Origin of the sequence: Nocardia jinanensis (assembly GCF_014645735.1) — a bacterium.
Lineage (GTDB): Bacteria > Actinomycetota > Actinomycetes > Mycobacteriales > Mycobacteriaceae > Nocardia > Nocardia jinanensis.
This window is the reverse complement of the sequence record NZ_BMMH01000007.1, coordinates 127,470-145,999: the sequence shown is the minus strand read 5'-3', so window position 1 is coordinate 145,999 and position 18,530 is coordinate 127,470. Positions and strand designations below refer to the sequence as shown.

Sequence of the window (18,530 nt, the reverse complement as noted above, 5' to 3'; positions counted from 1 at the left end):
AACGGCAGCCGAACGAATCGAGAAAGGAATACATCACCGATGTTCTCCGCAGTTCTCATCGACAAGGGTGAGTCGGGCTCGCGGGCAGAGCTCACCACCGTGGACGAAGCCCGCCTGCCCGAGGGCGATGTCGAGATCGACGTGGCCTGGTCCACGCTCAACTACAAGGACGCCCTCGCGATCACCGGGGCCTCCCCCGTCGTGCGCAAGTTCCCGATGGTCCCGGGTATCGATCTCGCGGGCACCGTCACCGCCAGCAGCCACTCCCGCTGGTCGGCCGGCGACAAGGTGGTCCTCAACGGCTGGGGTGTCGGCGAAACCCACTGGGGCGGCCTGGCGCAACGGGCCCGGCTGAACGGTGAGTGGCTGATCCCGCTGCCCGCCGAGTTCACCGAACGCCAGGCTATGTCCATCGGCACGGCGGGCTATACCGCCGCGCTCTGTGTCGACGCCCTGCTGCGCCACGGCCTCGCCCCCGACAGCGGTGAGATCCTGGTGACCGGTGCGACCGGTGGCGTGGGCAGCGTCGCCATCGCCCTACTCACCAAGGCCGGTTTCGCGGTGGCCGCGGCGACCGGTAAGGCCGACGAACACGCCTATCTGAAACAGCTGGGCGCCACCACTGTCCTCGACCGCGCCGAGTTGGCCGACAAGGGCAAACCACTGCAAAAGGAACGCTGGGCCGGCGTCGTGGACACCGCCGGCAGTCACACACTGGCAAATGCCTGCGCGCAGACCCGCTACGGCGGCGCGGTGGCTGCCTGCGGCCTGGCCCAGGGCATGGATTTCCCGGCGTCGGTGGCCCCGTTCATCCTGCGCGGCGTCGCACTGCTGGGTGTCGACAGCGTAATGGCGCCGCAGCAGAAACGGCTCGATGCCTGGGCACGGCTCGCCCGCGATCTGGATCCGGCCGTACTCGATTCGATCGCCCGCGAAATCGCGCTGGGCGAGGCCGTCGAGGCCGCGAACGGGTTCATCGCGGGCACCGTCCGCGGCCGGATCGTCGTCGATGTGAACCGCTGAGCAGGAGTTCTCGTGAGCAAGAAGCAGGACGAAACCACCGTCGAACTGGACCTGAGCGATGTCGACCACCGGGTCGGCAAACCGATCGGCGGCGGTCAACTGTGGGATCCGTGCAGCACCTCCGATATCCGCCGCTGGGTGATGGCGATGGACTACCCGAACCCACTGCACTGGGATCAGGAGTTCGCGCGCGAATCCCGGTACGGCGGGCTGATCGCACCGCAGTCGATCGCGGTCGCCCTGGACTACGGGCACGGCGCGGCACCGGCCTGCGTGGGGCATATCCCGAACAGCCACCTGATCTTCGGTGGCGAGGAATGGTGGTTCTACGGCTGCCCGGTACGACCGGGCGACCAGCTGTTCCAGGAGCGGCGTTTCCACGACTACAAGGTGGCCCAGACGAATTTCGCCGGGCCCACCATGTTCTCCCGGGGCGATACCGTCCACCGCAACCAGCACGGCACGCTCGTCGCCAAGGAACGGTCGACGGCCATCCGCTATCTCGTCGAAGAGGCCACCAAGCGGGGTATGTACGAGAGCCAGCTCGGTGAGATCAAGAAATGGACGGCCGCCGAACTCGCCGAGGTGGACGCACTGCGCACCGAATGGTTGATATCCAATCGGCTCGGGGTCTCACCGCATTTCGACGAGGTGAAGGTCGGCGACAAATTGCCGCGCCGGGTGATCGGCCCGCACAGTATCGCCAGCTTCACCACCGAATACCGGGCGTTCCTCTTCAATATCTGGGGCACCTTCCGGTGGACCGCGCCCTCGGGTATCGACGATCCCTGGGTCTATCAGGACCCGGGCTGGACCGAGGGATTCGGATTCGACGAAGAAGGCACCAAGATCGACCCGCGCCTGCGCGACGGTCTCTACGTCGGCCCGTCACGCGGTCATATCGACGCGGAGAAAGCCGGTGATGTCGGGATGGCCCGCGCCTACGGGTACGGGGCCACGATGGGCGGCTGGTGCACCGACTACCTGGCTTACTGGGCAGGTAACGACGGAATGGTGCGGCACACCAAAGCCGATTTCCGGCTACCGGCGTTCGAAGGCGATGTCACCTATTTCGACGCCGAGATCGTGGACAAGAACCCGGAATCCACCTGGGGCGTCCCCCTGGTGCAGGTGAAACTCACGCTCACCGATCAGGACGGCGGCAAGCTGGTCAGCTGCACCGCCGAGGTCGAACTCCCGCTGTAGCGGCGGAACCCCGCGCTCGACGCGGGATCACTGTCAGAGAGGACAACCGGCGATGAGCACCGGGCCACAGCACACCCCCGACCGGACGGCGGCGATCGTCGCGGGACCGCCGTTGAGCGAGGAACCGGGGCTCGGGACGCTCACGCTTCCGGGATTCCTGCGCGAGGTCACCGCACAGTACGCGTCGCGTACCGCGCTGATCTCCCCCGCCGACGGGACCGCGTGGACCTATGCCGACCTGTGGGACCGGGCACAGGCGGTGGCCCGGGCGCTGCACGCCTGCGGGGTCGGCAAGGACAGCCGGGTCGGTGTGCTCATGACCAACCGCGCCGAATGGCTCGCGGCCGTTTTCGGGACCTCGCTGGCCGGCGGGGTGGCGGTCGCGCTCAGTACCTTCTCGACCGCGCCCGAGCTGGACCATCTGCTGCGAGTCTCGGGCGTGTCGGTACTGCTGTTCGAAAGGACCGTGGCGAAAACGGATTTCGGCGCTGTCCTCACCGAACTCGAACCCCGGCTCGCTTCCGCCGCCCCTGGCGCGGCGGCCGCCCCGGCGTATCCCTTCCTGCGGCATCTCGCCGTGGTGGGCGACCCGCTACCCGGGGGCGCGGTGGAGAACTGGGATGCCTTCCTCGCGCGCGGCACCGGGACCGACCCGGCCCTGATCGAGGCCACCGCCGCGACGGTGCAGCCCAGCGATACCGCGGTCCTGTTCTTCTCCTCCGGCACCACCAGCAAGCCGAAAGGTATCCGCAGCGCGCATCGCGGTGTCACGCTGCAGATGTGGCGTTTCCGGCGCATGTTCGGTTTCGGCACCGGCGACGAGGTGCGCTGCTGGACCGCCAACGGTTTCTTCTGGTCCGGGAATTTCGCGCAGGCGCTGGGTGCGACCCTCGCCGCGGGCGGCACCCTGATCCTGCAATCGCTGTTCGACGCCGCCGCGGCGCTCGAGCTCATCCAGTCGCAGCGGGTGAACTTCCCGGTGGCCTGGCCGCATCAGCACGCCCAGCTCCAGGGCGCGCCCAACTGGGAGACAGCGGATCTGAGCAGCCTGCGGTTCGTGGACCGGGATCTGCCGCTGGCCACCCACCCGACCATCGACACCGACTGGACCGAACCCGGCCACGCCTACGGCAATACCGAAACCTTCACCATCACCACCTGTTTCCCCGCATGCACGCCAGAGGAGACCATCGCCGGTAGCAGCGGGGTACCACTGCCCGGGTCGACGGTGAAGATCGCCGACCCGCTGACCGGCGCGGCACTGCTCCGGGGCGAACACGGGGAGATCTGTGTCAAGGGCCCGACTCTGATGCTCGGCTACCTCGGGATCCCACTCGACGAAACCCTGGACGACGACGGTTATTTCCACACCGGCGACGGCGGCTACCTCGACGACCAGGGGCGGCTGTACTGGGAGGGCCGGCTCACCGACATCATCAAAACCGGCGGCGCGAATGTCTCACCGCTCGAAGTGGACGAGGTTCTCGGTCACTATCCGGGCGTGAAGATCGGCCGGACGGTGGGCGTACCGCACGAGACGCTCGGCGAGATGGTGGTCGCGTGCGTAGTCCCGCATACCGGTCGGGCCCTCGACGCCGGGGAGATCCGGGATCATCTGCGCGCACAGCTCGCCAGCTACAAGGTGCCGCGCGAGATCTTGTTCTTCACCGAGGACGATCTCGCGCTGACCGGCAGCGCCAAGATCAAATCGAGCGATCTGCGGCGGCTGGCGGCCGAGCGGCTCACCCCCGCGGAGTCCCGGTAACTCCATCGACCCGCTCGCCCGGCCGTCGTCCGGCAGCGATCGGTTCGGCCACGGGTTGCGTTGTTCGTCTGCCGGTCGGCGCTGCGACGGGCAGCGAGCGCTACACGCGGCCGGCCTGATCGACCAGTTCCACGCGATCGCCCGCGGCGAAGGGCAGCATATGCGCCTGCTGGAGCCGGACGGCACCCTGCTGCTCCAGGAGGACACGCCCGACGACGCCCCGCTCGAGCGTCCCGAGGTCGACCGGGCCGATCTGCGCGACCTGCTGCTGGATTCCCTCCCCGATGGCGTGGTGCGCTGGGGGCACGCGTACAAATCCGCCGGTGACGGCCTGCTGCACTTCGCCGATCGCGCCGCGGGCCCGGAATCTGCCGGCGCCCGGATAGAGGAGCGCAAGTAGGCGCACAGCAGCTCGACACACACCTGCACTTCCTGCCAGTGCTGCGCACGGCCTCTCGCTGCGCCTTTCGAGCGCTTGCGCGTCGAAATCGAGCCAGGAGAGTGCGATTCTGTGTCCCGATTCGGGCGAACCAGTCGTCGCCGAGGGCACCCAGTCCGTGCACGCCTGCCGTGCGGACCGCCGGATCATCGTGGGCGAGCTGCTCGGCGCAGGTGGTGTAGCGCTCACGCAGCGCCTTGATCTGATCCAGCTCGTGCGTGGCGGCGAAGTGCCGCCCGGTCTGGCGGCGGGTCGCCATCACACCGATGAACGCGAGCAGCGCGGCCCCCAACGCCAGGACGCCGGCCGCGAGGACCGCGTCGGGCTGGCTCAGCCCAGTCAGAACCGAGGTGGGGATCCTTTCCGTGGTGCCAGGTGCGATGGACGGCGTACTCGTAGCCGTCAGCGCCGGACTGGGCGCGGCCGGCGGCCCAAACTCCGGAGTCGGGCATTCCGGTGCAGTGACAGCCGATCTCACGAGCGGTTGACCCTCGCGTAGCGCGGTTCAGCCGGGCCGGGCAGTTTGCCCTGGCCGAACTGATCTGCTTGCAGCCCACTACCTCAGTGCCGGCCGATGATGGGCTTGGGTGTAGATCGGGTCGGTCAGCTTTTCGCGGTCAGCTCTGGAACGTACTTGTACAGCGTCGTCCGGGACACCCCCAGTAGTCGGGCGATCGAGGACACCGACTCGTCGGGCCGGGTGAGCAGTGCGCGGGCCTGCCGGACCTGCTCCTCGCTCATGGCCGGTGGCCGGCCGAGGCGCTGCCCGCGGGCCCGAGCCGCGGCCAGGCCCTCGTGGGTGCCATCAACGATGAGCTCGCGGATGAATTCGGCCAACGCGGCGAACACATGGAACACCAGCCGACCGCCCGGGGTGGTGGTATCGAGCGCTTCATGCAGGGACCGGAACCCGATACCTCGGCGGCGCAGGTCGGCCACGATCGAGATCAGGTCCTGCAAGCTCCGCCCGAGCCGATCCAGCGATGCCACCACAAGGGTGTCGCCGGCGCGCATGTAGTCCAGGCACGCCGACAGCTGCTCGCGCTCGACGTCTTTCCCGGACTTCTTGTCGGCGAACACCTTCTTGCAGCCGGCCGCCTTTAACGCGCGGGTCTGCCGATCCAGACTCTGGTCCCGGGTCGAGACGCGGGCGTACCCGATCAGGGCTCCTCTCCCGCCGATCGGGTCGAGAGCATCACCATCGAGGGAAAGCGGTTCGAGCGCATCGGTATCCGTCACCCGGAAATCGTACATAAAAGGGTGCTTCGCAGTTATTGAACGGACAGACTTTGCGACACGTTTTTTGAACAGTCATCGATTTCGATCGACCTGGGCGTGTGACTCGCAGCGATATGTGGCGGTGCTTTCGCGGTGTCAGGTGGCGCCGATGACGGGAGGCTGCGTTCGCTGTGGTCCGCGCCAAGTCCGCGAAGGATCCAGCGGGAGTATCGCTACAATATCTACTACGCATCGTAGTATTAACGTGTCCACGTTAATACGATGAATCTGTTGTACCGCAGTATTGAGAATCCACTGTTATGGGAAGGCAGAGATGTTTGCTGGTCGCCGGGATTTCCTGTTGGGCGCTACTGCGGCTTTGGCGGGGATGCCATGGCTGAGTAGGCACACCGAATCGCCGGGCGATACCGCGACACACACCCAGTTGGCCGATGAACCTCTGCTCGACGGAAACGAGCAGATCGCCATGCTGCTCTACCCTCAGTGCACAGCACTGGACTTCGTCGGCCCCCAATATGCATTCGCATGCCTGTCCGGAGCCACCGTGCATCAGGTCGCGGCCACCACGGATCCGATAGTCACCGACACCGGAGTGATCCTGACACCGACGGCAACCTTCGATCAATGCCCTCCTGACGTCGATGTGCTGTTCATACCCGGCGGAACGAACGGAACGCTGGCCGCCATGCGCGACGACAGCGTGGTTCAGTTCGTTGCGGATCTCGGCGCAAGAGCGAGATGGGTCACCAGTGTCTGCACCGGTTCGCTGCTGCTGAGCGCGGCGGGTCTGTTGCGCGGTTACCGGGCCACATCACACTGGGCCGCACGAGATCTACTCGCCGAAGCGGGCGCGATACCCACCGATTCGCGGGTCGTCGTCGACCGTAATCGAGTCACCGGCGCCGGTGTGAGCGCTGGAATGGACCTCGGTTACATCATCCTCTCGCTACTGCGCGACCAACGCTACGCGGAAACGGTGCAACTGATGGCCGAATACGCACCGCAGCCACCGTTCGACGCAGGCTCTCCCCACACTGCTCCGCAGGCGACGAGAACCATGGTGGAGGGCATGTTCACAGAATTCCGCACAGGGGTGAAGGAAGCATTGAACGCCACCCGTTGAGGCCAGCGACTACGGCGACTCACCAGCAACCAGCTCCGGCCACGCCATACCCATCGGTTTCAGTCGCGGTCACCATGGGAGAGATCAAATGATTCCCCCGTAGTTCCGTTAGTACCGACACTTTTCGCTGCGTGGCCCACGATGGCCCCTTCGGCCGATTCGGCAGACAGCTCTGTAGCACCGCTCAGCTAGTGGTACAGCGGCATCGGATGGGGCGATCGCTCGAACGAACCGTTCGGTTGTGGCGATGGCGTGACCAGGTCGTCTGCGCCTCGGGAGGCAGGTTACTCGCCGGTATTGCTGGGTAAGCCCGCCAGAGGTGCAGCGTTGCGCCCATCCGATGCTGTCAACGCCGAAGGGACGAGGTTTTCGATGAACACACCCGATACCTCTACATTGCTGGCGCAGTTGCGCGCCATCCTCGCTCTGACCAACACCGAGATCCAGGTCGCCGAGACTCGTACCGCTCAGGCCCGCACCGACGCGGTGCGGCGGGAGTTGTCCGAGAACGCCGACAACGCCCGCGCCCGCGTTGAAGCCATCGAGGCCGCCATGCGCGATCTGGGCGAAGTTCCGGACGTAGTCGGCCCGTTCCTCGGCCGCGCCTCGGCCGCGATCAAGGCGATGGTCGAACAGGCTCAACCGTTCGACGAGGCCCTGCTCGGCGACCTCGCCCTCGAACATCAACTTTTCGACCGCGCCCGTTACCTCAAAGCGCTGGCGACTACCGCCCAACTAACCGATGTGGTGACGTTGGCGGATCGTTTGATCACCGCGCATTCCGCGACCGTGGATTGGCTGACCATAGTCCTGGCCGAGGATGCCCTCGGCGGGCCTGCCGCGCTTCGCCGCACTCCCTTGCAGGCGGCCGCCGGGACCGCGGTGAAGATGGTCAACCTCCCGCTCTCCTGGTCCGCGCGTAGCCTGGACAGGGCCCTGGACACCGTCCGCGCCACCTCGCCCGCGCTCGGCGGACTGTTCGCCCAGGGCGCGCGGGCCGGCGATGTCGCCGTAAAGACCCTGACGGCCTCCCGTGACGCCGCCCTCGAAACCGCCGAGCAGGTCACCCGCAGCGAAGGCGCCGACACCGCCGCCGACGCGTTTCGTTCGATCCGCACCACCACCGGTGTCCTCGAATCCGATGAGTTGCCCATCGACGACTACGACGAACTGAACGTCAGCCAAGCCGTCGCCGAGGTCAAAGAACTCACCGACCCCGCCGATATCCGAGCAATCCTCGCCCACGAGGAAGCCCACAAGAACCGTCACAGTGTCGTCTCGGCTGCCCAGACCCGCCTCGCCGCAATCGCCCAGGAAATCGCCGGACTCAGCTGAGCTACCCCACCCAGCCACGCCCGAGTTGTCAGGTTGCGAACCTGTATCGAGTACCACCCCAGGGCGGGTTCGGCTGCGAAGCCACTGGTAGCCAACGGTCACGACGACGTGGAACACGACATCGTCGGTCCCTCCGCCGTTGGCGACCAGGAATGGACCGAACAGCCACAACGCCAGCACGGCGCCGAAACTGGCCTCCAGCTGATGCCATAGAGGCGTCTGCCTCGCGGGTTGGCGCGAAACCGAGCTTGGCCGCACCCCGCGGCACGGAAGCGTGGCCCCGCGCCGCCGCGCTCATGAAAGGCGGCCGTTGCCCGGTATCGAGAGGGTAGTGGCCGCCCCGGTCCTCCTTGAAGGTTCATTATTTTCTGAATACAGAATCTGATGTACCTTTCCGGGTATGGAGACCGCTGTCCACACCGACGCCCTCGCTCGTTTCGGGCACGCCCTGTCCGATCCGACTCGCACCCGGATCCTGCTGAGCCTGCGGCAGACCCCGGGATATCCCTCGGAGCTGGCCGAGCAGATCGGGGTGACCCGACAGATTCTGTCCAACCACCTCGCCTGCCTGCGTGGCTGTGGGCTGGTGGTGGCGGTGCCCGAGGGCCGGCGCAGCCGGTACGAACTGGCCGATGCCCGGATCGCTGCGGCGTTGGGTGATCTGCTGGGGTTGGTGCTGGCGGTGGATCCGGCGTGCTGCCCGGACGCCGAGACCGAGGGCTGCTGCTGATGGCTTCGCTCGGTATGCGCTCGCTTCCTTCCGCGGGCGCCGTCGGGCCGGATCCGGATCGGAAGGCGTTGCTGGCGCGGCGGATCCGCTGGTTCGTCGCCGCGACGATCACCTACAACGTGATCGAGGCGATCATCGCGCTGACCGAAGGTGCCCGGGTGTCCTCGACCGCGTTGATCGGGTTCGGCTTGGACTCGGTGATCGAAGTGTCCTCGGCGGCCGCGGTGGCGTGGCAGTTCGCCGGCCGCGAGCCTGAGGCGCGGGAAAAGGTCGCGTTGCGGATCATCGCGTTCTCCTTCTTCGCTCTCGCCCTCTACGTCACCGTCGACTCGATCCACGCACTATTCGGGCTCGGCGAAGCCCAGCACTCGGCGATCGGCATCGGGCTGGCCGCCGCGAGCCTGATCATCATGCCGACGCTGTCGGCCGCGCAGCGCCGCGCCGGGCGCGAACTCGGATCCGCTTCCGCGGTCGCCGATTCCGAGCAGACCCTGCTGTGCACCTATCTCTCAGCGGTTCTGCTCGTCGGACTGTTGCTCAACAGCCTGTTCGGGTGGTCGTGGGCCGATCCGATCGCCGCGCTGCTCATCGCCGCGATCGCGGTGAAAGAAGGACGCAACGCCTGGAAAGGCGATACCTGCTGCCCCACCCCGACCGCGCTCACCGTCGGTGCCGCCGACGAAGACGACTGCGACTGCTGCGACCATCCCACCGGAAAGGACCTCTGATGCCGCGCCTGCCCGAACCCGCCCGCGCCCGCTACCACCAGGAAATGGCTGCCGCGAAGTCCGCGGCCGTCGACGAGGGCCGATGGATGCCTCTGGAGCGTGCACACATCCTGTCTCAACCCGATCCATGGCTGCACACTCGAAACCACGCCGCCATGCTCGGCCTCGCGGTGCGCCAGCGCGACCGTCGCGAGGCCCTCGGCCAGGTGGTGCGGATCATCGTGGCCGCGCCCGGCTCCCTGGCCGGTCGCTACCCCGAGGGCAATACCGGCCGGGCCCGTGTCGGGCTGCGTCAGCCGATGCCGACCCCACCGGATCTCGCCGCGCTGCTCCGGCCGAGTACCGCCTGAGCAGCGATGACTACACCTGTCGGTGTCCAGCCGCGATCGGCTTTCGGGGTTGCATCCTGTACCGGGCGATACATGACGAATTCACCCGCTCAGGGCGACTGGGTGCCGGATTCGTGCACCCTGCCCACCGTGGAACAGCCGATCCGGGTCGCCGAGTTCGACCGGCTCTTCGCCGACGCGGTCCGCAGCATCCGCCGGCCGGGCCCGCAGCGTCTGGAACTCGTGCTCACCGGTGATACCGAACAGGCTGCCCGGGACCTTGCGGGGCGGGAGTCGAGCTGCTGCTCGTTCTTCACCTTCGACTTCGCCACCACGACCGAGGGTCCGGTGATGGTCGTCGGGGTTCCCGCCGCCTACATCGAGGTCCTCGACGCTTTCGCCGCCCGGGTGCAGGCCGGGATCGGGGACGGGCGATGACCAGGTTGCGTACCAGCGAGCTCGCGGCCGCCGCCGGGGTGAACACCCAGACCCTGCGCTACTACGAACGCCGCGGATTGCTGGCCGAACCGGACCGCAGCCTGGGTGGGCACCGTCAGTACCCGGAGCAGGCAGGCTGCCGTCGCCGAAATCGGTGGCGCCTGGCTGGTCCGGCAAGGCGTGCGCGAACACCGCGGCTGGGCCTGGATCGGCGCCGGCGTCATCCCCCTCGGTATCTACGGATTCCTCGCCACCGGCCAACCCGAACGGCGCAGTGGTGCCTGGTCCGGAATCCGCGGGCGCAGGTCTGCTGTCAGCGAAACGGGAGGGCTCGACCAACACCGAGCTGGCAGGGTGGAGGCCATGGAGAAGGACTTGCGAGAAGCTGAACGGCGACTTCAGGCCGCGCAGCTGGCTGGGGATGTCCAGGTGCTGGATGAGTTACTCGATGATCGGTTGATCTTCACGCTCGGCGCCGACACGGTAACCAAGGCCGATGATCTCGAGCTGCACCGCACCAAAGCTCAGATCGTGAACAAGCTCGAGGAAGAACAGCTGACTGTACTGGTGGAAGGGACAACCGGGGTCACGTGGTTCCTCGGCCTCGTCGAGGGAAGCGTTCACGGGTCACCATTCGCGGCCAGGATGCGCTATACCCGCACCTGGGCGCACGACGACTCCCATGGCTGGCGGGTCGTTGCCGCTCACGCCTCGGCGGCCGAGTAATCCACCGTCGCCGTGGTGTTCGAACCGTCACGGACTTGTGGGCGCTTCTCATTTCGAGCAAGCCAGAAACCGTGCTCGGCAGTGATCCGGTGTACCCCACCTGCCCCCTCATACACAGGTAGACAACGGTTTCCGTCCTCCCCCTGCCGGTCCGTTATCCGGCATGTGTGACCACATCGTGTGCACACTTATCCGCCATACGGGCCGGAGGACAAGATGCTGTATATCGGCGGGGTGGATCCAGGGTCATCCTCGCTTACCCGAGGCCAATGAACATCCCGCATCATTCCCCCCAGAAACTCCGTGGTCACTGTCCATCGCTCGTTCTTGGCGATCTCACGAAACGCGTGGCACAACCGCGTTGCTCCCGAGAGGGAACGCAAGAAACTGTCATCGAGGTGGATGGTCTTCGATTTCCAGGGCGCAGTCGCCGCTCGATCGAGTTGGGCGAGTAGATCCTTGGCTGTGATCACCCAAGCCCAGTGGCAGAACCAAGGCTGCAACCGTAGTGGCAGCGGAGACGACTGGACATGCGGAGCGAGTGAACCCAATGTCCGGGTGTCACGGCAACATGCTTGACACGTTCCGTCTGCGCACGACCCGATCGAGCACGGACGGTACTCCGGGGAGTGAGGCGCGACCGGCCGTGCAAGGAATAGATATATGACTGGGTACGGCAGGTCGGCGTAGTCGCTCAGCTGCGTCCGCTTTATCTCGATCTTCCACGGAGCCACCGGATCTAGTGATCCGTTACTGCTCACGGCTTTACATTCAAATACTCCGAAGCGGGCGCGTTCGCCGTACAGAACGTGATCTGCCGCGTCATCGAACTGCGAAGGCGACCAGATCAGTGCGTACGGGTCGTGCCGGACGAGCTCCGCCGCGAGCAACGAGTCGATCGTTCGCTCCGGTATGAGCCTCTCGTGTGATCCCATCTGCCTCTGTTCCTCGGTTCGCGTCGAGAGCCCGACTCGGGGTTCCGCACCTTCAGGTGTCAGGACATGGCGCGGTCCGTCGATAGACAAGACCGCCACACTGGATACCTCGATCCAGATTCGGAAGGAGTAGCCCCCGGTGCCGATCGTCGCAGACGCCACCGACACTTGCGGCTGACCACACCCTGCACCTACCTAACCTGAGGTGCAGCAGGCCGGCCTGATTCTCATGTGGGATTTGATGATCCAGCTGGGCAGCCGGCTCTACCGAGCGATCCGCAAGAGGAGATCAATCCTCGCGATAGCGGCGGGCGAACTCGCGGCGGTGGTCGGCCGGGGAACCGAACAGCGCGCGGTTCAGTGTGGCCCGTTTGAGGTAGCGGTGGATACCGCTCTCCCAGGTGTAGCCGATACCGCCGTGCAGCTGAACGGCTTTTCCGGCGATCCGCACACCGGCTTCACCGGTGTAGGCCTTGGCCGCCGAAACCGCCCGGACGGAATCCGGGGAGCCGTCCACCGGGACAGACAAGGCGTCCGATACCAGGCGGCGGGCGATCGTGAGGTCCACGAGCATATCGGCGCATGCGTGTTTGACCGCCTGGAAGGAGCCGACAGGCCGACCGAACTGCTCACGCAGCCTTACATATTCGACCGTCACGTCCAGCATGGCTGCACAGATTCCGGCACTGTCGCAGGCCACCGCCAGTGCGGCACGGTCGTAGAGAGCCCGGAGCCCACGGCCGCCATCGGCCGGTAAGGGTCGGACGGCCTCCGCGGCCAGGACGACTCCCCGCGCCGATACCTGCCCCACCGATCTGGTCTCGTCCACCACGGGCCGGTCGTCGATCCGCAGCCCGGACGCCCCGGATGCGACGAGGGCGATACGCACGGTTCCGTCCACAGCGTGCGCCGGAATCAGGAGCGTGGTCGCCGCTGGCGAGTCGAGAACGAAATCGGCTGTTCCGGATAATTCGAATCCCTCGGTGGTTTGGGTCAGCCGGAATGTGGGTACTATGCCTCCGGTGCCGGCACAAGCCGTTTCGCCGCCGGCCGCCGGCACCATATTTCCTCCCAGTACCGCGATCGGGATCGCGGTACCCGTGACGGTTTCGCGCAGCACCGCGTCCCGGTGGGCGTTCGGCTCGAGCAGCGACAGCGCGCCGATACCCACCGAAGCCACACTCGGATACGCGGTGCGCGCGGCCGCCCGGCCCACCTCCTCCAGCAGAATGCCGACCTCGGAATAGCCGGCCGCGGCCCCACCGTAGCCGTCCGCCACCTCGAGACCCGTCCAACCGGCTCGGACCAGTGCCGGCCAGTCGATCCCGTCCGCTGCGCCGCATTTACCGAGCAGTTCCCGGGCCACGGTGCGCAGTTCGTCGTGGAATTCGGTGAACTCGCCGCTCATCATGCTTCCGCCGGTTCCCTGGGCAGCCCCAGACCGCGCTCCCCGATGATGGTGCGCTGGATCTCGCTGCTGCCGCCCGGAACCGTCCACTCCCAGGAGCCGACGAAATCCAGTACCCAGGCACCGGACTCCCAGCCGCCCGACATCGGTTTACGCAGCACGGTCTGGCCCGGCAGGCCGCAGACTTCGGCCCCGAAATCGGTCATCCGCTGCAAGAGCTCGCTGTAGTAGAGCTTGACCACGGACGCATCGGCCGGGGCGACGGTGCCCGCGTCGTGCCGTTCGACGAGGTCACGGCACAGACCGCGCAGCCCGGTGAGTTCGATCTCGAGCCGGGCCAGCCGATCGGCGATATATCCGTCGTCGACCGGGCGCCGCCCGCAGGCATCCGGTTTCCGGCATTCCTGCACCAGCCACCGGAACCCGGCATTGCCGAGCCGCTCCGCGAGTTCCAGCATGGTCAGCCCGCGTTCGGCGCCCAGTGTCCGCTGCGCCAGCTGCCAGCCCTGATTCTCGGCACCGATCAGATTCGCGGCCGGTATCCGCACCTCGTCGAGGAACATCTCACAGAAATGCGCCTCACCGGTGGCCTGGCGGATGGGCCGCACCGCGATCCCGGGACTGCGCATATCCATCAGGAAGTACGAGATGCCCTTGCGTTTGGGTGCTTCGGGATCGGTACGCGCCAGCAGCAGACACCAATCGGCGTACTGTGCTCCGCTGGCCCACACCTTCTGCCCGGTGACCACATAGTCGTCTCCGTCGCGCCGGGCCGCGGTGCGCAGCGCGGCCAGATCCGATCCCGCGCCCGGTTCCGAGAACCCCTGCACCCACAGTTCCCCGTCGAGGATCGCGGACAGGTGCCGCTGCCGCTGTTCGTCCGTGCCCGCCGCGAGCAACGTGGCCGCGGCATGGTGGAGCGCGACGAACGCCAGTACCAGCCGCGGCGCGTCGTGCGCGGCGAGTTCCTGGTAGAGGATGATCTGCTCCGGGATCGGCATCCCGCCGCCGTATTCACGGGGCCAGTGCGGCACCGCGTAGCCGGCCGTCCGCAACCGCTGGAACCAGTCGCGCTGGAACGCCACGAAGTCCGCATCGGTGGCACCGGTCTGGGCGTTCCGCCAGTCCGTGGGGATATTGGCGCGGCACCATTGCCGTACGGTGTCCCGGAATGCCGCGAGATCCCTGTCGCTCATGGGCACCTCCGCGCCGTCACCGTGCCCGCTCCCGTAGGGCCTGCAACCGTTCCCGGTGCTCAGCCGACTGCATGGTCACTACCTCGGCGGCGAAACCGGCCTGGAGCGGACCCGCCAGCGCCTGCGAAAGATACATGTTCACTACACGTTTGGTGCTGTTCAGCGCCTGCGCCGGGAGCGCGGCCAGCCGATCGGCCAAGGCCCGCGCCGCCGTCGGTAGGTCGTCGGGGGGCACCGTCCGGCTGGCCAGCCCGAGTTCCACGGCGGTCACCGCATCGATCCGATCGCCGGTGTAGAGATACTCACGCGAACGCAGGATCGGGGTGAGCAGCGGCCAGAACGCCGCGCCGCCGTCGCCGGCCACCAGCCCCACCGCGATATGCGGGTCGGCCAGATGGGCGCGTTCGGAGATCAGGACGATATCGCACAGAATCGCGATACTCGCGCCCAATCCCACCGCCGGACCGTTAACCGCGGCGATCACGGGCAGCGGGAAACGCAGCAACTCCTCGATGATCTCCGCACCCTCCCGGATGCTCTCGTCGCGCGCTATCGGATCGTCGAGGAAGGAGGTGATCCAGTCCAGGTCGCCGCCGGCGCTGAACGCCCGCCCGGCCCCGGTGAGGATCACCACCCGCGCGTCGGGATCGGCTGCCAGCTGCCGCCAGACCTGCGCCAGCGCCCAGTGCAGGTCGGCGTTCACCGCGTTCAGTTCCGCGGGGCGATTGATAGTGACAGTGCGCACCGGGCCCGCACCGGTGACGGTAAGGACCTCGGGCAGGTCGTATCGCACAGTGCCTCACACTCCCGCCGGGTCGGAGAACAGACCGGTCAGCCCGCGCCGCCCGATCCGCTCGGTCAGTAGTTCCTCGGTGGTCACCGCGCCGAATGGGAATCGGCGCAGCGCCAGGCTGTACCGGGACAGCCAGGACAGGGTGGTCTCGTCGCAGAAACCGACGGCACCGTGCACCTGGTGCGCGACGCGGAACACGATATCGGCGGCCTCGAGCGCCGCCAGCCGCAGCGCGAGCGCGTCGTCGATCGCTTCCGGGCGACCGGTCTGGATACTCCAGAGCGCGTACCGGGCCAGCAGGTCGACTCCCCGGCGCTCCACCTCCGCATCGGTGAGCTGGAACTGCACCCCCTGGAACTGGGAAAGCGGCCGCCCGAACTGTTCGCGGATCGCGACATGGGCGCGAGCGAGTTCCAGCGCCCGGTCCAGCATCCCCAGCAGAGTCCAGCACGGAAGTGTGAGGGCCAGGGCGAGATCCGCGTGGCCGTCGCCGTCGACCGGCCGGATCTCGAGCGGAGTGAGGAACGCCGATTCCCGGGCCGGGAGTTCGGCGGGTAGCGCCCGCGCGGCCCCGCGTACACCGTCCGGCGTGACGGTCGCCCAGCGCAGTTCGAGTCCGGCGACCGGACCCGAAGGTCGTGCCCCGGCCACCACGAGCAGGCCGTCGTAGTCCGGATCCGCCGACCGTGCCAGCCGTTCCGCCACCGGGTAGGGCGCCGCCCAGTACCCGGCGCCGCGGCACAGCGCGGCCGCCGCCTCCAGTTCCACGGGGTCGCGCCGGGGAGCCAGTTCCCAGGCCCCGAGACCGGCGAGAACCGGTTCGATCAGCCGCTGTCTGCCGCTCGGGTCCTGTTCGGCCCGCTGCACCAGATCGTCGCCACCCGCCGCACCGATAGCACGCACCACTTCGCGACCGAACTCCAGTGCCTCGGCGGCCAGTTCGATCCGTACCTCGTGGGTGCCGCCGGATCGTCCCTCGGGCGTACTCATCCTGTCCTCCTCCGCCGACCGCGATAACCTCCGCGGTTGTGCGCCGCCGCGGCTGCCCGCTCCCCGTTCGTGATTCGGACCCCGCCGCCCGCAGACGTCGCCACGGTCGCACCGATTCTGGATGCCGCGGAACCGGGTCCGCTCACGACCCGACCTGCCCGGGTCGCAGATTCCGGGTCCCCCACTTCTCCGCTCGCGCGGATCCCGCCGTCTCCCGCACCGGCCGGGGGGCGGCCAGGAGTTCGCGCGCGAGCAGAATGCGCTGCACCTCGATACTCCCGGACGCGACGGTCGCGGCGTTCGCGTATCGCCAATGATCGTGGACGGCTCGCCGGAACCGGCGGCGCGTAGCCGAATCGCCGGGCACCACCGCCGCGAGTTCCACCAAAACCTCGGCACTCTCCTGGTCCAGGCGGGTCACCGCGATGCGGTAGGCGGCGGCATCGCCCGGTGCGACCGTGCCCGAATTCTGCAGCGACAGCACCTGATACGCGAGCAGCCGGGCGCGGCGGCACCGGGTGAGCATGCGCGCCCAGCGTCCTCGCAGGGTCGCGGGGATCTCGTCCCAGATCTCGCCGAGCACCTCGGGTGCCGCGTGCAGCAGCCGGTCGCAGCGGGCGTAGCGGGCGATCCCGACACGCTCGAAGGCCAGCACCTCCTGCACCACCGACCAGCCGTGGTCCACTTCGCCCAGTACATCGGCCTCGGTCGCGCGGACATTGTCGAAGAAGACTTCGTTGAGATGGTGCGGTCCCAGCATGGAGGGGATCGGCCGGACCGTGATTCCCGGATCCGACATGGGGAGCAGGAAAACGGTGAGGCCCTGCTGTTTGCGCCCGGCGTTGGAGGTGCGCGCGAGCAGGAAACACCACTGCGCCATCGACGCGTAGGAAGTCCAGATCTTCTGCCCCGAAACAGACCAGCCGTCGCCGTCGCGCCGGGCCGTGGTACGCAGCGAGGCGAGGTCGGAACCGGCCTCGGGTTCACTGAACCCCTGACACCAGACGACTTCGCCACGCGCGATCGGGGGCAGATGTTTGCGCTGCTGTTCCGGGGTGCCGTGCCGCATGATGGTCGGCCCCACCCAGTTGACACCCATGTACTGGGCACCGCGCGGTTCGTGTCGCGCCCACATCTCCTCACGGACCACGGTCTGCTCCCAGATCGAGGCGCCGCGGCCGCCGAATTCCTCGGGCCAGGCCAGGCAGAGCAGACCGCGTTCGGCGAGGGTCGCGCAGAAACGCTGCGCGACGGCCAGATCCGCGGGATCGTCGGTGAAGGCGCCGAGATAATCGGCGGGGACCTCGTCGGTGATCAATCGGCGTAGCTCGCCGCGGAGCTTCGCGGCGGTCGCACCCATCGTGAAGTCCATGGGCGCACCCTACTTCAATCCTAATAAGGATTGCAATGTTTACTGGTTTGGCGCGCACCCGTTCCATTCGCACCATTCCGCCGCATCTCATCCGGACCGATCCGGCGTCGCGGCCGCCGCCGCGCCGAGACAGAAGTCGCCCAGCCGCGTCACCTCCGCGGCATCGGGCTCGGTATCCGACCACAGGTATTCCGACAGCTTCCCCACCGTCGCGTAGGCGAGAAGGCCGGCGGTGAACTCCGGATCCGACACTCCCAGTTCGGCGAACGGCGCATGCAGCAGCACCGCCAACCGCTGCGGAGCCGACCCGAACCGACCGGTCACCAGATCCGCGCCCAGCGCACCGGTATGACACAGCACGGCCCTGGTGTCGGCGGCGAGAGCCGGTTCGGCCTGGGCCAGGATCGCGGCCACCCAGCTGCGGACCCGCGCCTGCGGTTGCGCCTCCTTCGACATCCGGTGCGCGACATACCGCGTCAAGCGCTCCGCACCGTCGGCGAGCACCGCCGCCATCAGCGCGTCCTTCGACCGGAAATGCCGATAGAACGCATCGTTGGACAACCCGGCGGCGACGACGATATCGGCCACCCGAGGACGCGTGCTCGTGCCGCATCGCCGCACCTGCTCCAGCGCGGCGTCCAGCAGCCGGCGGATCTCACCGGCATATTCGGCCTCCCGCTCGGCCACCGCCTGCCGGGCGATCCGGCCGACCAGCTCCGACTCCGGAAGAATTGCATTCTTGTTCACAAGAAGTA

At 67.3% G+C, this 18,530-nt stretch carries 18 protein-coding genes and 2 pseudogenes; 13 read left to right on the top strand and 7 right to left on the bottom strand.

The genetic code is table 11. From position 1 onward, the window contains the following. Positions 1-39: 39 nt before the first annotated feature. The 4 genes from acuI to IEY68_RS18140 are packed head-to-tail and all read left to right on the top strand — an operon-like array spanning position 40 to position 4,394. Positions 40-1,023, top strand: coding sequence for an acrylyl-CoA reductase (NADPH) (acuI, locus tag IEY68_RS18155; RefSeq protein ID WP_058853575.1), 984 nt, complete (start codon positions 40-42; stop codon positions 1,021-1,023). A gap of 12 nt (positions 1,024-1,035) precedes the next feature. Next, complete coding sequence (locus IEY68_RS18150) at positions 1,036-2,229, top strand: FAS1-like dehydratase domain-containing protein (protein WP_058853574.1); 1,194 nt, start codon at positions 1,036-1,038, stop codon at positions 2,227-2,229. A 52-nt stretch (positions 2,230-2,281) separates the two neighbouring features. Then, the gene (locus IEY68_RS18145) at positions 2,282-3,994 is read left to right on the top strand and encodes a class I adenylate-forming enzyme family protein (RefSeq protein ID WP_058853573.1); all 1,713 of its coding nucleotides are present in this window, start codon (positions 2,282-2,284) and stop codon (positions 3,992-3,994) included. A gap of 55 nt (positions 3,995-4,049) precedes the next feature. After that, positions 4,050-4,394, top strand: coding sequence for a hypothetical protein (locus tag IEY68_RS18140; protein ID WP_058853572.1), 345 nt, complete (start codon positions 4,050-4,052; stop codon positions 4,392-4,394). A 642-nt stretch (positions 4,395-5,036) separates the two neighbouring features. Here the strand turns inward: IEY68_RS18140 and IEY68_RS18135 are convergent. Further along, entirely contained in the window at positions 5,037-5,672 is a 636-nt protein-coding gene (locus tag IEY68_RS18135) for a recombinase family protein (protein WP_373292984.1), read from the bottom strand. A gap of 424 nt (positions 5,673-6,096) precedes the next feature. Between IEY68_RS18135 and IEY68_RS18130 the strand changes: the two genes are divergently transcribed. The 9 genes and pseudogenes from IEY68_RS18130 to IEY68_RS18090 all read left to right on the top strand — a co-directional run bounded on the left by IEY68_RS18130 (position 6,097) and on the right by IEY68_RS18090 (position 11,081). Beyond that, positions 6,097-6,795 carry a DJ-1/PfpI family protein gene (locus IEY68_RS18130; RefSeq protein ID WP_199804868.1) on the top strand — a complete coding sequence of 233 codons (699 nt, stop codon included), beginning with the start codon at positions 6,097-6,099 and terminating at the stop codon, positions 6,793-6,795. Between the two features lie 372 nt (positions 6,796-7,167). After that, a complete protein-coding gene (locus IEY68_RS18125) occupies positions 7,168-8,130 on the top strand; it encodes a hypothetical protein (RefSeq protein WP_058853569.1) in 963 nt (320 codons plus the stop codon). A 400-nt stretch (positions 8,131-8,530) separates the two neighbouring features. Next, the gene (locus tag IEY68_RS18120; RefSeq protein ID WP_058853568.1) at positions 8,531-8,860 is read left to right on the top strand and encodes an ArsR/SmtB family transcription factor; all 330 of its coding nucleotides are present in this window, start codon (positions 8,531-8,533) and stop codon (positions 8,858-8,860) included. Beyond that, on the top strand, positions 8,857-9,588 hold the full coding sequence (locus tag IEY68_RS18115) for a cation efflux transmembrane domain-containing protein (protein ID WP_058853760.1): 732 nt from the start codon (positions 8,857-8,859) through the stop codon (positions 9,586-9,588). The genes IEY68_RS18120 and IEY68_RS18115 overlap by 4 nt, the downstream gene beginning before the upstream one ends. Continuing rightward, positions 9,588-9,938 carry a DUF3703 domain-containing protein gene (locus IEY68_RS18110; RefSeq protein WP_058853567.1) on the top strand — a complete coding sequence of 117 codons (351 nt, stop codon included), beginning with the start codon at positions 9,588-9,590 and terminating at the stop codon, positions 9,936-9,938. Before IEY68_RS18115 ends, IEY68_RS18110 begins: the two co-directional genes overlap by 1 nt. Before the next feature lie 72 nt (positions 9,939-10,010). Then, on the top strand, positions 10,011-10,355 hold the full coding sequence (locus tag IEY68_RS18105) for a hypothetical protein (RefSeq protein WP_058853566.1): 345 nt from the start codon (positions 10,011-10,013) through the stop codon (positions 10,353-10,355). Between the two features lie 5 nt (positions 10,356-10,360). Then, positions 10,361-10,489, top strand: a pseudogene (locus tag IEY68_RS18100) (MerR family DNA-binding transcriptional regulator); the annotation flags it as partial. After that, positions 10,461-10,649: pseudogene (locus IEY68_RS18095) on the top strand (YnfA family protein); the annotation flags it as partial. The pseudogenes IEY68_RS18100 and IEY68_RS18095, both read left to right, overlap by 29 nt. A gap of 69 nt (positions 10,650-10,718) precedes the next feature. After that, the gene (locus IEY68_RS18090; protein WP_058853759.1) at positions 10,719-11,081 is read left to right on the top strand and encodes a nuclear transport factor 2 family protein; all 363 of its coding nucleotides are present in this window, start codon (positions 10,719-10,721) and stop codon (positions 11,079-11,081) included. Positions 11,082-12,305: 1,224 nt separating this feature from the next. Here IEY68_RS18090 and IEY68_RS18085 read toward each other — a convergent pair. From IEY68_RS18085 to IEY68_RS18060, 6 genes are all read right to left on the bottom strand, one after another. Beyond that, positions 12,306-13,427, bottom strand: a complete 1,122-nt coding sequence (locus IEY68_RS18085; protein WP_063916323.1) for an acyl-CoA dehydrogenase family protein — start codon at positions 13,425-13,427, stop codon at positions 12,306-12,308. After that, complete coding sequence (locus tag IEY68_RS18080; RefSeq protein WP_058853564.1) at positions 13,424-14,620, bottom strand: acyl-CoA dehydrogenase family protein; 1,197 nt, start codon at positions 14,618-14,620, stop codon at positions 13,424-13,426. Before IEY68_RS18080 ends, IEY68_RS18085 begins: the two co-directional genes overlap by 4 nt. A gap of 16 nt (positions 14,621-14,636) precedes the next feature. Further along, the gene (locus IEY68_RS18075; protein ID WP_058853563.1) at positions 14,637-15,413 is read right to left on the bottom strand and encodes an enoyl-CoA hydratase/isomerase family protein; all 777 of its coding nucleotides are present in this window, start codon (positions 15,411-15,413) and stop codon (positions 14,637-14,639) included. A 6-nt stretch (positions 15,414-15,419) separates the two neighbouring features. Continuing rightward, positions 15,420-16,403: an acyl-CoA dehydrogenase family protein gene (locus tag IEY68_RS18070; protein WP_058853562.1), complete on the bottom strand. Its 984-nt coding sequence runs from the start codon at positions 16,401-16,403 to the stop codon at positions 15,420-15,422. Positions 16,404-16,545: 142 nt separating this feature from the next. Then, positions 16,546-17,775, bottom strand: a complete 1,230-nt coding sequence (locus IEY68_RS18065; protein WP_082681159.1) for an acyl-CoA dehydrogenase family protein — start codon at positions 17,773-17,775, stop codon at positions 16,546-16,548. A gap of 87 nt (positions 17,776-17,862) precedes the next feature. Then, a complete protein-coding gene (locus tag IEY68_RS18060; RefSeq protein ID WP_058853758.1) occupies positions 17,863-18,522 on the bottom strand; it encodes a TetR/AcrR family transcriptional regulator in 660 nt (219 codons plus the stop codon). Between the last annotated feature and the right edge of the window lie 8 nt (positions 18,523-18,530).